Origin of the sequence: Nocardia macrotermitis, assembly GCF_009604405.1 — a bacterium.
In the GTDB taxonomy this organism is placed as follows: Bacteria; Actinomycetota; Actinomycetes; order Mycobacteriales; family Mycobacteriaceae; genus Nocardia; species Nocardia macrotermitis.
Window position 1 is genome coordinate 222,437 of record NZ_WEGK01000010.1, and the last position, 13,945, is coordinate 236,381.

Below are 13,945 nucleotides of genomic sequence, written 5' to 3' on the forward strand. Positions count from 1 at the left end.
CGGGGTTCCAGAGACGCCGCTTCAGGCCCTGCCGTGACGACGTTCGTAGGCTTCGCGTTCGGCGGCGGCGCGATCACGCTGGCCGCTGTCGGCGAGGGTGTGGTCCAGGCCGTGGCTGGTGAGGCGGGCGCGGCGGTAGACGTACATGAGGGCGATGGTGAAGTAGATCAGCGGCAGATACAGCAGCGCCATCATGGCCAGCCGCATCCACATCGGACCGGGGATCAGCAGGAACAGGCACAGCAATACCAGGATCGGCACCAGGATGCGCAGCAGGTAGCGGCGAACCGCGCCCGGACCGGTGAGATCGTTGATCACCCAGTCCGACATCTGCGGTGGCAGGGTGCCGCCGCAGATGTAGCGAATGCGTTGGACGAGTGTCGGTGTGGTGCGGTCGTTCATCGGCGCTGTGCCTGCCTCGGGTGTGATCACAGGGTTTGGGCCAATCGTAGCTTCAGCGCGGTGAGCTGCTCACGCAGCGTTCCCGGCAGCCGGTCGCCGCCGATCGAGGCGTACCAGTCGTCGATGGATGCGGTTTCGGCGATCCATTCGTCGATGTCGACGCTCAGCGCGTGCCGGACCAGATCGCGGGCGGCGGCGTCCAGACCGGTCAGATCCAGCGCGTCGGCGGTCGGCAGGTAGCCGATCGGGGTTTCGATCGCCTCGGCGGCGCCGTCCAGACGCTCGAGCGCCCACTTCAGCACCCGCACGTTGTCGCCGAAGCCGGGCCACAGGAACTGCCCGTCGGCACCGCGCCGGAACCAGTTGACCTGGAAGATCTTCGGCAACCGCGCACCCTCGCGCTCGGCCATCGACAGCCAGTGCGCGAAGTAGTCCCCGACGTGATACCCCAGGAACGGCACCATCGCCATCGGATCGCGCCGCACGACCCCGACCTGTCCGGCCGCGGCCGCGGTGGTCTCCGAGGACAGCACCGACGCGGTGAACACCCCGTGCGCCCAGTCGAACGTCTCGGCGATCAGCGGAATCGTGGTCTTGCGGCGACCGCCGAAGAAGATCGCGGAGATCGGCACACCGGCCGGATCGTCCCATTCCGGCGCGACCGACGGACACTGCTCGATGGGCGTGCAGTACCGCGAATTCGGGTGTGCGGCAGGGGTTCCCGATTTCGGGGTCCACTCCTGACCGTGCCAGTCGACGAGCCGCGCGGGCGGGGTGTCGGTCAGCCCCTCCCACCAGATGTCGCCGTCGAGGGTGCGGGCGGTATTGGTGAAGATCGAGTTACCGGCCTCGATGGTGGCGATCGCGTTCGGGTTCGTCTTAGCACCCGTTCCGGGAGCGACACCGAAGAATCCGGCCTCGGGATTCACCGCGTAGAGCCGCCCGTCGGGGCCGAAGCGCAGCCAGGCGATATCGTCGCCGACGGTTTCGGCGGTCCAGCCTTCCAGCGCCGGTTCGAGCATGGCCAGGTTGGTCTTACCGCACGAGGACGGGAACGCCGCCGCGATGTAATGCGTATTGCCTTGCGGGGAGGTCAGTTTCAGGATGAGCATGTGCTCGGCCAGCCAGCCCTCGTCCCGACCCAGCACCGAGGCGATGCGCAGCGCGAAGCACTTCTTGCCCAGCAGCGCGTTACCGCCGTAGCCCGAGCCGTAGCTCCAGATCTCCCGGCTCTCGGGGAAGTGCGAGATGTACTTGGTGGTGTCGCACGGCCACGGCACGTCGGCCTGCCCGCTGCCCAGCGGCGCGCCCACCGAGTGCAGGCACTTCACGAAATCGGTTCCCGCGGTGAGCTTTTCCCACACCTGCGCGCCGGAGCGGGTCATGATCCGCATGGACACAGCGACGTATTCCGAATCGGTGATCTGCACGCCGTATTTCGGGTCTTCGGCGTCGAGCGGGCCCATGCAGAACGCGATCACGTACATGGTGCGTCCGGCCATTGCGCCGCGATAGTGCTCGGTCATCACCGTGCGCATATCCAGCGGATCCACCCAGTTGTTCGTCGGGCCCGCGTCGGCGCGGTTTTCCGAGCAGATGAAGGTGCGGTCCTCCACCCGCGCCACATCCTCCGGATCCGAAACACACCAGAAGGAGTCGGGTTTCGCGGTCAGCGGGACGAAGGTGCCCTTGTCCACGAGCACCGCGCTGAGCCGGTCCCACTCGGCGCGGGAGCCGTCGCAGAACACGATGCGGTCGGGCGCGGTCAACTCGGCGACCTCGGCCACCCAGGACAGGATTCCGTCGTGCTCGGTCGGTGCCTGCACGGTGGCCACGGCGTCGGGATGATCGGTCACAGCGGGACTCTCTTTCGTAACTGCCAGGGTATTCAGTTTAGAAAAACAGCAAACAGACGGGTCAACCGGGGTCCGACTCGAATCGGATCGGCTCAGGCCGGTTGTTCGAGCGCCTCGGCCTGACCCGCGACGACGCCGGTCAGGATGGCGCGCGCGGCGGCAAGCAGCTCGGCCACCTCGGGGGTGGTGATCTCGTAGGTGACCGACAACCCTTCGCGCCGCCCGGTGACCAGCCCGGCGCGCCGCAGAATCGCCAGCTGCTGCGACAGGTTCGCCGCCTCGACGCCGATCTCGGCCAACATCTCCGCGACGGTGCGCTCGCGCTGGGACAGCAACTCCAGCACGCGAATTCGCACCGGATGCCCGAGGGTTTTGAAGAATTCGGCCTTCATCTGATAGAGCGGCCTGCGCACTCCGGGCATCTGAGCCACTCCTTCCGGGGGCGGCCGGTCGTGGTGACCAGCACCGGCCTGTTGTTTGCAGAGTTTAGCAAACAGGATGAATATCGGCGCGCGGGAATTCGGCCGACATCACCCTTGCGGCAACCATACTTTCTAGTACAGTCTCCAGTACTCAACAGGATGGCACTTGCTTCGAGTCGCGTCGCGAGCAGCCACGAGAACCTCGAATCCCGCACCGCCACCGCGTATTCGAGCCTCACACGAGAGCACGGAGACCCGATGATCGACCGGTTCCGCCATTCCCCCATACTGACGGCGCTGGCCACGGCGATCTCGGCCGCCGTTCTGACCTCGGCACCCGCGCAGGCGAATCCCGTTCCGCCAGAGACACACTGCTCGGCACCGGTCGTGCTGGTGCACGATACGGGCCGCAACGACAGCGAATTCTCCGGACTCGCCGCAGAACTGCACCGGGCGAACTTCTGCACGAAGACATTCACCTACGGCGCGTCCACCGCGACCCCGCTGCTCGGGCGAACCGGCATCACCGCCGCCGGTCTGAGCCGCATCGAGGACAGCGCCGCCGAACTGTCCCGCTTCCTCGACCCACTCGGCCCGGCCCCGATTTCGATCGTCGCGCACGGTGCGGGATCGCTTGTCGCACAATATGTTCTGCAACATCAGCATCCCACGCCAAAGATCCGCACCTTCGTCACCATCGGCCCGATGTGGCAGGGAACCGACATCGGGCAACTGCGCGAGATCGAGAACCTCAGCCGGGCGATCGGCACCTACGACACCGTGCTCGCGGCCGAAACACCCCTGATCGACCCGCTCTGCGGAGGCTGCCGCGAAATCATCTCCGGCTCGAGCTTCCTGACCGAGCTGCATCACAACGAATTCCCCACGGCGGGAATCGATTACACCGATATCGTCACCACCGCCGACGGCCTGGTCGTGCCGCCGCAACAGGCGACACCGGGCATCAGATCCGTCACCGTGCAGCAGTCCGCCCCGCGGCACACCACCGACCACTTCGCCCTCCCGGACGATTCGGTCGTCCAGCGCCTCACCGTCGATGCCCTGCGCCACCCCATCGGCCCGCTGACCTGACCTTTCCCGGGCCCTGCCGATATTCACAGCTCAGGCATAGTTTCAGCAGCGACTGCGCACAGCCGGAGCGGGCAAAATCCTGGATCGCGTCGATCCCGACCGCGGACCCGGATGGAGGACCTCGAAATATGGCCAGGAATTCCAACGGCGAATCGGCTTTCTCCCGCACGGTCCGGGTGCTGGAGGCGTTCGGTCCCCGCACCCCGGCGCTGACGGTCTCGGAACTGTCCCGGCGAACCGGTATCTCGATGCCGACGGTGTCGCGGCTGGTTTCCGAACTCATCGAACACGGCTGGCTGGTCCGCGACGCCGAACGCAGCGTGCGGGTGGGTGTGCGGATGTGGGAGCTGGCCTCGCGGGCCGCCCCCGCGGTCGAGCTGTGCCGGGTGGCCCAGCCGTATGCGGTGGAGCTGCTCGGATCCGTCGGTCACCATGTGCAGATCTCGGTGCGTCAGGGCCGGGACATGGTGGTGGTCGAGCGGCTCTCGGCGCTCGACGCGGTGCACAGCAACGGGCGTTACGCGGATCGGCTGCCGCTGCTGGCCTCCGCGCCCGGACTGGTGCTGCTGGCGCACACGTCGCCGGAATTCCAGGAATCCCTGCTGACCGAGGATCCGTCCGGCCGCAGCGCCACCGATCCGGCGCTGCTGCGCAGAAGGCTGAACGAGATCCGGTCCACCGGCTGCGCCTACTGTCCGGGGATGCCGGATCCGGACGTCACGGTGATCGCGGTGCCGCTGCGCGCGCCCGGCGGCCGGGTGATGGCGGCCCTGTCGGTCGCGGTGCCGAACGGCGAGCGGGCGCGCGGCGCGCTGGCGGCGGTGTCCCGCACCGGAGCCCGAATTTCCCAGGCATATGCCGAACGCAATCACGCTAATGCGACCGCTCCGGCACATCGACACAGCGGCGAAGGGCGACGCACGGTTTCCCACAACCGACCGGTTCCGGTCCCGCACACACGCCGCAGTACCGGCCCGATCGGTTGATCGGTTCGATCTCCGCCACCATTTATGGAAATACCGGAAGTATCGATATTTCCATTCATTGCATCGAGTGGTGGATCACCCTTCCGGCGCTGATAGGATTTGCGTCACGGGAAATACACGCGGCACGGTTTCCACAATTGTGAGCGCGGTCTTTCACAGCTCAAACATAGCCTCGTCCCAGTGTTTCGGGAGGTTCGGCGTCCAGACTGACCGTTCGTGTACGCGACCGGCATCTCCGCCCCGATCGGACGCTCGGCCCTGCGTCGCGCCGACGGCACCCCCGTGACGGTGCTGCTGGTCGACGACGAGGCGATGCTGACCGAGATGGTGTCCATGGTTCTGCGCTTCGAAGGGTGGGAGGTCGTCACGGCGGGCGACGGCGCGACGGCCATCGCGAAGGTCCAGCAATCGCGGCCCGACGTCGTGGTCCTGGACATCATGCTGCCGGATATGACCGGCCTGGACGTGCTGACCCGGCTGCGCGAGCGCGACCCCGACCTACCGGTGCTGCTGCTCACCGCGAAGGACACGGTCAAGGACCGCATCGCGGGCTTCACCGCGGGTGGGGACGACTACGTCACCAAGCCGTTCAGCATCGAGGAAGTGGTGTTGCGCCTGCGCGCGCTGCTGCGCCGGACCGGTGCGGGGGCCGCGGAGCTTGACACCCGGCTGGTCGTCGGCGATCTGATGCTCGACGAGGACACCCATGAGGTCTGGCGCGCGGGCGCCCCGATCGTCCTGACCGCCACCGAATTCGAATTGCTGCGACTGTTCATGCGCAATCCGAAACGAGTGCTGAGCAAGACCTTTCTGCTGGACCGGGTATGGAAATACGATTTCGGCGGCCGGGCCAATATCGTCGAACTGTACGTCTCGTATCTGCGCAAGAAAATCGACAACGGCCGCGATCCGATGATCCACACCATGCGCGGCGCCGGTTATGTGCTCAAACCGGCGTGAATACCGGTCGCGAGGACGCCTGTCGTTACGCGCCCGGTTACTGATCGGGCAGGCGATTCTGCTGGTGGCCGTGGTGGGCGGGATCGGCGTCGCCAGCGAATTCGGTTTGCAGAAATTGGTCGTGGATCAACTCGACACGCAGTTGATGGATTTCCAGGATCGCACGCTGCTCGAATTGGGCGGCGGCCCCCGGTTGGGACCGCCGCCGCAGACCCCGATCACCACGCCGCCGACCACGGACACCCCGACGCCGACGCCCCAGCCGCTGCCGTCCGTCGCACCGACGACCCAACCCGAGTACACACCGCCGAGTTCGGCTGTGTCCGTGCCGCATCCGCACATTCCGGGGCCGCCCGCGCCGGGCGAGCATCATCCCGGGCCCGGCGGGGCGGGAGTCCAATCACAGTCCGACAGTTCACAATCCGGTACTTCGCAGTCGGGCGGCTCGCTGTCCGGTAATTCGCAATCCGGCGGTTCACTGCCCGGTAATTCGCAGTCCGGCGGTTCACTGCCCGGTAATTCGCAACCCGGCGGCTCGCTGCCCGACAACACATCGTCCGGTCCCGGTGGCTCGCTGGGACACGCCGGTCCGTCTGGAGGCGGCGGATCATCCGGTGGCGGTGGCGGCTCGACCCATTCCGCACAGGTGTTCACCCAAGCGCCGAATCCCCACCCCGGACGCGTCGGATCGGGCCCGGCATTCCTGGATCGCGGCGGCGTCCAGTCGGGGGCGATCGGCGCGATCATCGATCAGGGCAGGGTCCGCTCGGCCGGACGGATCGAACCCGACGGCACCGACAACGACCTGTCCGCGCGGGCGAAGCGGCAGCTCACCGCGCTCGCGGCCATGGACCACCCGACCACCGTGACGATCGATGGCGCGGGCCACTACCGGATCATGGTCGACCGGACCTGGCAGCACACGATTCTCATCACCGGACTGCCGATGGCCCCGGTCGACGTGACACTCATGCGCGGGCTGATGATCTCCGGGATCATCACCGTCGTCGCCCTGATCATCGCGATCGCGGCGGGCGTGCTGGTCATCCGGCGCGCGCTGGCGCCGCTGGACCGGGTCGCCCGCACCGCGGTGCAGGTGTCGGATCTACCGCTGGACCGCGGTGAGGTGACCCTGCCGGTGCGCGTCCCGGCCGCCGACGCGGTCTCGAATACCGAAGTGGGACAACTGGGTTCGGCGATCAACCGGATGCTCGACCATATCGCCGACGCGCTGTTGGTGCGGCACGCCAGCGAGACCCGGGCGCGTCGCTTCCTCGCCGACGCGAGCCACGAGTTGCGCACTCCCCTGGCCGCGATCCGCGGCTACGCCGAACTCGTCTACCGCAATCGCGAAACCCTGCCCGCCTATATCGCCACCGTGATGGAACGGCTCGACGCCGCCGCGCACCGGATGTCGGACCTGGTCGAGGACATGCTGCTGCTGGCCCGGCTCGACGCCGGACGCCCGCTCGAACTCGGTCCTGTGGACCTGTCCCGGCTGACCGTGGACGCCCTCGCCGACGCGCACATCGCCGATCCGGACAAGATCTGGGATCTGGATCTACCGGACGGGCCGCTGTTGATCCACGGCGACGCCGCCCAACTGCATCAGGTGCTGGCCAATCTGCTGGCCAATGCCCGCGTGCACACCCCGCCCGGCACCACGGTCATGGTGTCGCTCGAATTCGGCGATCCGGACGGTGCGGTGTGGCGGGTGTGCGACGACGGTCCGGGCATCCCGCAGGACGTGCGATCGGAGATCTTCGAACGATTCGCCCGTGGTGACGCGTCGCGCTCCCGGCACGCGGGCAGCACCGGACTCGGGCTGGCCATCGCGGCCGCGGTGGTCAAGGCGCACAACGGCACCATCACCGTGGACAGCATTCCGGGCTGCACCGCGTTCACCGTTCACCTGCCGGTCGGGGAGGTCGCGGTGTCGACGGATGCGTCCGATGAGGATGTGCAGGTGGTCGTATCCGGTCATGCGCCCGATGGCCGTGGGTGAGGCGTTCCCGATGTGTACGAGGTGATGTGCACCGGTCCGAGCAACCCGTAGTCCTGTCGCTCCCGGCTGCCGAAGAGTTCCGGTCTGCTGATCCGCAATCGATTGTTGAGTGTGCTCGCCACCTGAACTGTGATGGTGTTCTCTCCGGTGCGAAGTCGATCGCCGAGATCGGCCACGGGATGGAACACGTCGACGGGCGGCAGTTGCTGTCCGTTGAGGCTCACTCGGGCTGTGTCGAACATCTCGCCGAGGTTCAATTGCGTCGCACCCGTTCGGGTGAATTCGGCGGGTACCTCGAAAGTGGTTGTGTAGGTGCCGATTCCGGAAACGTCCTCGAGGCCGGTGATCTTGCTCCACGGCGTCAACCGGTCCAGGTGCACGGTGTGTTCGGTCTTCGCGGTTCGGGTGGCGGTCGGTCCGGGACGCCAGTCCTCGACTCGTAATGTCCACGATTCGAGCGTGAGCGGTTCGCCTCGATCGATGGGGTCACGCAACGTGCCACCCACGACAGCACCGAGCACGATCACCGTTGTCTCGGCCGGTTCCAGTCGGATCCGAACCTCGAGGTTGTCACTACCCCGCGCATCGGAGACTGTGCTCGCGGCACCGGTCCACGGATTCAGCTGATAGCCGATGCTGTTCCCCTGCAACGAGATTGACTGGTCGATCGCCGCACTGCCCGCGTTGTACAGGTAGTAATAGTGCGAGTCGCCGTCCACGCGATGCACCGACAGCAGCTCCGTACTGCCGTCCGGTCGAACGTCGGGAAGTATCCCCACGCGGGTCAGCGCGGCTGGCACGTCCCCCTGCATGGACACCCGCACGACAGTCCGCTCGGCCAGCAACTCGGCGATGACACGCGAGAGCTGTTCGTCCTCCGATCGAGCATCGCGGTATCCGGGAGTGCTGCCCGGTGCCCGGCCCACGACGACGATGTGCAATCCCCGGCGCGCGAATACCAGCAGCGTGTTCGCGGTGGCCAACGGCATCGTCGCCTGATCGTTCAGGATCAGCGCCCGATAGCCGGGCCCGTCCGCCGCGAGCCGACCATCGCTGACCCGCGCCCGTGGCAACGTCAGCGCGCCGTGACTCAGGAATTGATACGTGTAACCGGCCCGACGCAACCCCGGATCATCGAAGAATCCGACCGCGCTGCCAGTCAACGCTCCGGCCGACGCGTTGAATTCCTGGCGATATACGGCCACGTCCACGCGCGGCGATCCGGCCCGCAGCACGGCCTGTAATCGTCCGAGATAGGTCGACACATCGGGCGCGTGCACCCAACTCGGCTGCCGCGGTCCCCAGGCTTCGGCGAAACTGATGGTGCCGCCGAACAGCGGGCTGAATGCCGCGAAACCCGGCCACTGCGCACCGGGCGCGTCCGCGTAGGCGAATCCGTGGATCATCACCTGGTTCACGCCCGCCGCATAGTTGCTGTTCAGCGTCGTGATGAGCTGTTTCCAGGTGGTGTTGTAGGCACCGTTCAGGAAGGCACCGGCCTCGTCGGACAGAATCGCGCGTCCGCCCAGGTCCCGCCCACCGGCCAGCGTCCGGAACCGATCCAGATCGCTGAATGCCAGCGATTCGCCTTCGGGGATATCGGTGCGCGCGGCGGCGAGCGTGGAATCCAGTGGTGCGCCGTAGGGTTGATTCCGGAATCGCAATCCGAGCGATTCGCACCATTGTTTCAGTTTATCCACGCGATTGTCGAGGTAGAGATCGCTGATGGTCTGGTCGTAATCGTGCCGCACCCGGGTAGTTGTCGCATCGTCGTAGGAAAATCCGGTACCCGCTATCAGCGGCAGATAGCGAGTCAGGTCGTAGCCGCGTCGTTCGGCGAATTCTCTCGGCATATTCGGCGTCCAGTACACGACGGCCTTCAATTCCAGGGAGTCCTCGAATATCGATCCGCCGACGTCACGCAGCAGGTCGAGAATCGGGTCCGGCAGCAGATTCCTGCCCCAGTAATCGATGACCGCCTGCGCACCGTCCGGTCCGAAATGGTCGACAACATATGCCTGGGGTGTGGTCATCGGGGAGGCCGCACTGGATTTCGTGTCGTACGCGTTGACGATCTGGCCGGTGCCGCGCGTCCATATCGCGATCAATGCCCACGCGGAACCGTCCGGAGCCGTCCAGGAGATCCGGCCGTCGCGAACGGTCGTGGTCAGATCCGTCACCGAGTCCGCGACGAGCCCGACGACCCGGCCCCCCACCGCACTGCCGGGCTGGAGCCGGGCCGCGAGCAGAGCGTGCAGCACTGCGGTGACGGGTGGAGCCGGATTTCCCTCGGTGACACCGCTCGGCGGCGTCGCGGGTTCCGGTACCGCAGCGTCGAAAACCGCACCACCTGCCACCTCGACCGCACCGGCGACGATCTCCTTGGCCGATCCCACACCGTCCGGTGTGAGCCCCGGAATCGCGGACGGCCAGTGCGGCCCGATGGTCAAATCCGCAGTCAGGCCATGCTGTTTCGCCGTTTTCAACGCCGTGGCGACTGCCGCATGCCAGCGCGGCGTGCCCCAGCCGTACCGCACCGGATCGATACTTTCGGCACCGACGCCCGACACGCTGTCCCAAACGTCCCCGATCTCGAACCCGCCGAATCCGGCCGCGGCCATCGCTTCGACCTCCGCCGCGATCTGCGCGTCCTCGACCATGGCGCCGGGCCACCACCAGCGGAACCGGGGCCGCATCGAGGCCGCGGGCTCACGCAACCATTCCGGTACGCCGGTACCGGATTCGACGGCACACGAACTGGTGACCGCACCACCCAACGCTCCCGCGGCAACCACCGCGCCGATCGATTGCAGGAACCGTCTACGCGAAGGCGCGACCGCCATACGAGACCCTCTCGTCGAGAAATACCGATGACATACATCACATGCTCTGAATGAAACACCTCGTGTCGTATCCGTCCGGGCTTTTTAGCGTGTAACGGAACCATCACGACGACTGGTTCATTATTCACCATATTCGGTGAATTCTTCGACGAGAGGTACCGATCATGTTCCCACAGCCGCCGCATCCGCCGTTCCCGCCGAGCGGTTCCGCGGGATTCCCGTTCTTCCCGCCGACCGGCAGCTTCGGCTTCTTCCACCACTTCGGCCCGTTCGGTAGCTGGTAAGCGGAATCCACGATGCCGAAGCGACCGCGCCGCTTCGGCATCCCCCGGTGGTGTCGCCCGCAACCTCCGGCGAGCTACGCTGAGGACACCGGAAAATCGTTGCGATCAAGGAGATTCCATGATCGACATCATCACCTTGCGAGGCACCGGGGAGACACGCGAGGCGGACGGCTCCCCCGCGGGCATGCTGGCCTCGGTCACCGGCCTGCTGCCGACGACCAGTTTCCGTTTCTTCGAACCCGACTGGCCCGCCTCGGTCGGACCGGACCCGAATCTGTGGGGACCGTCGCTGGACACCTCGGTGCGGCTGGGCACCGCGGCGGGCGTCCAGGCGATCCAGCAATCGCCGAATGTCTGTGGGCTGCTGAGTTATTCGCTGGGCGGGATCTGCGCGAGCCGAATCCTCGAGGGGGTGGCGGCGGGCGAGTACACCAACACCGACGGCAGCCCGCTGGAGATCGCCTTCGCCGTCTTCATCGCCAATCCCCTACGGAAAGCCGGCGATTCGGTGAACGACCTGTGCCCGCCGACGACCTTCGGCCTGCACGGTCAGCGCGGAACCTGGCCCGGCGCGGTCGCGACCCGCGAGTACGCGAATCCGGGCGACATCATCACCGCCTCACCGCCCGATTCCCCACTGCGCGTCATCAACGCGGGCATCTCACCGTTCTCGTTCGTCGAGGGCGCGCGCCTGGGAAACATCAGCTACCTGATCTTCGCCCAGCTACTGGAATTCCTGATGCTCGACCCCCTGACCAACCTCCAGCGCTACACGGAGGCGGTCACCGGCGCGATCGGCTACCTCACCCCGTACCCCCAGGGCCAGCACGTCCTGTACCCCGCCCAGAACATGCCCGGCACCGCCACTCCCTGGACGACCGCCGCCGCGAACTACATCACGGCCGAATTCGCGTGAAACCCGTTCGGACGGCAACCGCCCCCTGTCCGTCTCACGATCGGTACAGGGGGCGGTGGTGTCCGCGAGATGTGTTCACGCGGAGAGGGATTCGGCGTGGTGCTGTTCGATGTCGAGCATCTGGTTCGAGGCGTGCCCGGCAACGATACCGCCGTCGACGGGGAGCACCGTTCCGGTGACGTAGGCGGAGCCCTCACCCGCGAAATACACTGCGGCCTCGGCGATGTCGTCGACGTTGCCCTCCCGCTGCAACGGTCGGATGGTCTTGATCACCTCGCGCAACTCCTGGGTGGCGGCGTCACCGTCGCCCAGGTGCGCGGTGGCGACGGACAGGATGGGGGTGACGATCGCACCGGGTGCGATGCAGTTCACCCGGACGCCGTATCGGGCCAGGTCGATGGCCGCGCACTTGGTGAAGTGGATGACACCGGCCTTGGCCGCGCGGTAGACCATCTGGCCGCAACCCGCCCGGATGCCGCCGATGGAGGTGGTGTTGATGACCGAGCCGCCCCCGTGTTCGGCCATGTAGCGGGCCGCGTGCTGGGTGCCGAGCATGACGCCGAGCAGGTCGACGTCCATGACGCGCCGGAAATCGGTGAGGTCGTCGTCGAGGAAGTTGGCGCGCATGGCGGCCGGGATGCCGGCGTTGTTGAACATGATGTCCAGGCCGCCGAAGCGTTCGTCGGTGAAGGAGATCAGGTCGCGGACCTGATCGGCGTCGGCGACGTCGGTGGCCTTGAAGGCCGCGTCCGATCCCAGTGCCGCGGCGGCGGATTCGCCGCGTTCGGCGTTGATGTCGGCAATGACGACCCGCGCGCCGCGGTCGAGGAATTTCTCCACCGACGCGAGGCCGATTCCCGACGCGCCGCCGGTGACGACCGCGACCTTACCGTTGAGCTCATTCATGACGAATTCCTTTCGAAATATGTTGTGTCACAGGGCGATTACCAGGTGACGGGTAGTTCGTGCACACCGAAGGCGAACATGTCGTCCTTGAATTCGATCTCCTCGATCGAGGTCGCCAGTGCGAGTGTGGGGATGCGGCGGTAGAGGGTGCCGTAGACGATCTGCAACTCCACCCGGGCCAGCTGCTGACCGACGCACTGATGGATGCCGAAACCGAAGGCGTGGTGGGCGCGCGCGGGGCGGTGCAGGTCGAGTTGTTCGGGTTCGGGGAACACCGCCGGATCCCAGTTGGCGACCGGCAGCGGTGTGATGATGCCGTCCCCGGCCCGGATCAGCACGCCGCCGACCTCGATGTCCTCGGTCGCGATCCGGCGCAGTCCGTGCTGCGCGATGGACAGGTAGCGCAGCATCTCCTCGACGCCGCCCGCGATCACCTTCGGGTCGTCACTGTCCCGGAACACCGCCAGCTGATCCGGATTTTGCAGCAGCGCAAGGGTTCCCAGCGCGATCATGTTCGCGCTCGTCTCGTGACCGGCGATCAGCAGCACCACGCCCAGCTGCGCGGCCTCGGCCACGGTGGTCTCCCCCGCTTTCACCCGGGCGGCCAGCTCGGAGACCCAGCCCTCGCCCGGATCGTCGATCCGCGCGCTGATCAGTCCGGCGAGGTACTCCACGATCTCGATGCTGGACCGCGCGTTCTGCGCGGCGGTCGCGTTGCGGTCCACCGCCACGGCGGCGTGCCGCTGGAAGAACTCCTTGTCCGAGTAGGGAACTCCGAGCAGTTCGCAGATCATCAGCGACGGCAGCGGCAGGGCCAGCGCGGTGACCAGATCGGTCGGCGCGGGCCCGGCGAGCATCTCGTCGATCAGATCGTCGGTGATCCGCTGGATCTTCGACCGCAGCGCCTCGACACGCTTGAGCGTGAACGGGAACGTCATCAGCCGCCGGAACCGATTGTGTTCGGGGGCATCGGAATTGAAGATGGTGAGTGGCCGATGCTCGAGCGTCTCGGCCATACCGGCGTTCTGGTGGGGAAATCCGGGACGGCGCTCGTCGGCGCTGACCCGCGGATCCGACAGCACCACACGCTGTTCGGCGTGGCCGGTGACCAGCCAGTGCGTGCTGCCGTCCCAGATCCGCACCCGCGACACCGGAGCCTGCGCGTGCCGCTCGCGCAGTTCGGCGGGCGGATGGAACGGGCATTTCGCGGACCGCGCCGCCGGGAACTCCGGACGATTCGCGGCAATTGTCAACTCGAACATGATATTTCCTC

11 protein-coding genes are annotated in these 13,945 nt (G+C 66.5%); 5 read left to right on the plus strand and 6 right to left on the minus strand.

Features of this window, described 5'->3' with window-relative positions; genetic code table 11:
- Nucleotides 1-21: 21 nt before the first annotated feature.
- The 3 genes from NRB20_RS23300 to NRB20_RS23310 all read right to left on the minus strand — a co-directional run bounded on the left by NRB20_RS23300 (nucleotide 22) and on the right by NRB20_RS23310 (nucleotide 2,680).
- Nucleotides 22-432, minus strand: coding sequence for a DUF5313 family protein (locus NRB20_RS23300; protein WP_406603870.1), 411 nt, complete (start codon nucleotides 430-432; stop codon nucleotides 22-24).
- Entirely contained in the window at nucleotides 429-2,258 is a 1,830-nt protein-coding gene (locus NRB20_RS23305) for a phosphoenolpyruvate carboxykinase (GTP) (RefSeq protein WP_319945301.1), read from the minus strand. The genes NRB20_RS23300 and NRB20_RS23305 overlap by 4 nt, the downstream gene beginning before the upstream one ends.
- A gap of 92 nt (nucleotides 2,259-2,350) precedes the next feature.
- Nucleotides 2,351-2,680, minus strand: coding sequence for an ArsR/SmtB family transcription factor (locus NRB20_RS23310; protein ID WP_153412505.1), 330 nt, complete (start codon nucleotides 2,678-2,680; stop codon nucleotides 2,351-2,353).
- Nucleotides 2,681-2,710: 30 nt separating this feature from the next.
- Here NRB20_RS23310 and NRB20_RS23315 point away from each other — a divergent pair, with 30 nt between their 5' ends.
- The 4 genes from NRB20_RS23315 (at nucleotide 2,711) to NRB20_RS23330 (ending at nucleotide 7,723) form a co-directional block, all read left to right on the plus strand.
- Nucleotides 2,711-3,772 carry an esterase/lipase family protein gene (locus NRB20_RS23315; protein ID WP_153412507.1) on the plus strand — a complete coding sequence of 354 codons (1,062 nt, stop codon included), beginning with the start codon at nucleotides 2,711-2,713 and terminating at the stop codon, nucleotides 3,770-3,772.
- 128 nt (nucleotides 3,773-3,900) lie between these two features.
- Nucleotides 3,901-4,758 (plus strand): IclR family transcriptional regulator, encoded by an 858-nt coding sequence (locus NRB20_RS23320; protein ID WP_153412508.1) that lies wholly within the window; start codon nucleotides 3,901-3,903, stop codon nucleotides 4,756-4,758.
- A 258-nt stretch (nucleotides 4,759-5,016) separates the two neighbouring features.
- Nucleotides 5,017-5,718, plus strand: coding sequence for a response regulator transcription factor (locus tag NRB20_RS23325; RefSeq protein ID WP_153412722.1), 702 nt, complete (start codon nucleotides 5,017-5,019; stop codon nucleotides 5,716-5,718).
- Nucleotides 5,699-7,723, plus strand: coding sequence for a sensor histidine kinase (locus NRB20_RS23330; protein ID WP_153412510.1), 2,025 nt, complete (start codon nucleotides 5,699-5,701; stop codon nucleotides 7,721-7,723). The genes NRB20_RS23325 and NRB20_RS23330 overlap by 20 nt, the downstream gene beginning before the upstream one ends.
- On the opposite strand, the gene NRB20_RS23335 is transcribed toward NRB20_RS23330, so the two are convergent.
- On the minus strand, nucleotides 7,699-10,566 hold the full coding sequence (locus NRB20_RS23335; protein ID WP_153412512.1) for a glycosyl hydrolase: 2,868 nt from the start codon (nucleotides 10,564-10,566) through the stop codon (nucleotides 7,699-7,701). The genes NRB20_RS23330 and NRB20_RS23335 overlap by 25 nt on opposite strands.
- 402 nt (nucleotides 10,567-10,968) lie before the next feature.
- Here NRB20_RS23335 and NRB20_RS23340 point away from each other — a divergent pair, with 402 nt between their 5' ends.
- A complete protein-coding gene (locus tag NRB20_RS23340; protein ID WP_153412514.1) occupies nucleotides 10,969-11,766 on the plus strand; it encodes a hypothetical protein in 798 nt (265 codons plus the stop codon).
- Nucleotides 11,767-11,841: 75 nt separating this feature from the next.
- Here the strand turns inward: NRB20_RS23340 and NRB20_RS23345 are convergent, their stop codons facing one another.
- Complete coding sequence (locus tag NRB20_RS23345; RefSeq protein WP_153412516.1) at nucleotides 11,842-12,672, minus strand: SDR family NAD(P)-dependent oxidoreductase; 831 nt, start codon at nucleotides 12,670-12,672, stop codon at nucleotides 11,842-11,844.
- Nucleotides 12,673-12,710: 38 nt separating this feature from the next.
- Nucleotides 12,711-13,934, minus strand: a complete 1,224-nt coding sequence (locus NRB20_RS23350) for a cytochrome P450 (RefSeq protein ID WP_153412518.1) — start codon at nucleotides 13,932-13,934, stop codon at nucleotides 12,711-12,713.
- Nucleotides 13,935-13,945 lie beyond the last annotated feature (11 nt).

Bases quoted from the DNA above. Each gene is read 5' to 3' on its own strand.
- NRB20_RS23345 (WP_153412516.1), bottom strand. From the start codon at position 12,672: ATGAATGAGCTCAACGGTAAGGTCGCGGTCGTCACCGGCGGCGCGTCG.
- NRB20_RS23330 (WP_153412510.1), top strand. From the start codon at position 5,699: ATGTGCTCAAACCGGCGTGAATACCGGTCGCGAGGACGCCTGTCGTTA.
- NRB20_RS23340 (WP_153412514.1), top strand. From the start codon at position 10,969: ATGATCGACATCATCACCTTGCGAGGCACCGGGGAGACACGCGAGGCG.
- NRB20_RS23320 (WP_153412508.1), top strand. From the start codon at position 3,901: ATGGCCAGGAATTCCAACGGCGAATCGGCTTTCTCCCGCACGGTCCGG.
- NRB20_RS23335 (WP_153412512.1), bottom strand. From the start codon at position 10,566: ATGGCGGTCGCGCCTTCGCGTAGACGGTTCCTGCAATCGATCGGCGCG.
- NRB20_RS23310 (WP_153412505.1), bottom strand. From the start codon at position 2,680: ATGCCCGGAGTGCGCAGGCCGCTCTATCAGATGAAGGCCGAATTCTTC.
- NRB20_RS23350 (WP_153412518.1), bottom strand. From the start codon at position 13,934: ATGTTCGAGTTGACAATTGCCGCGAATCGTCCGGAGTTCCCGGCGGCG.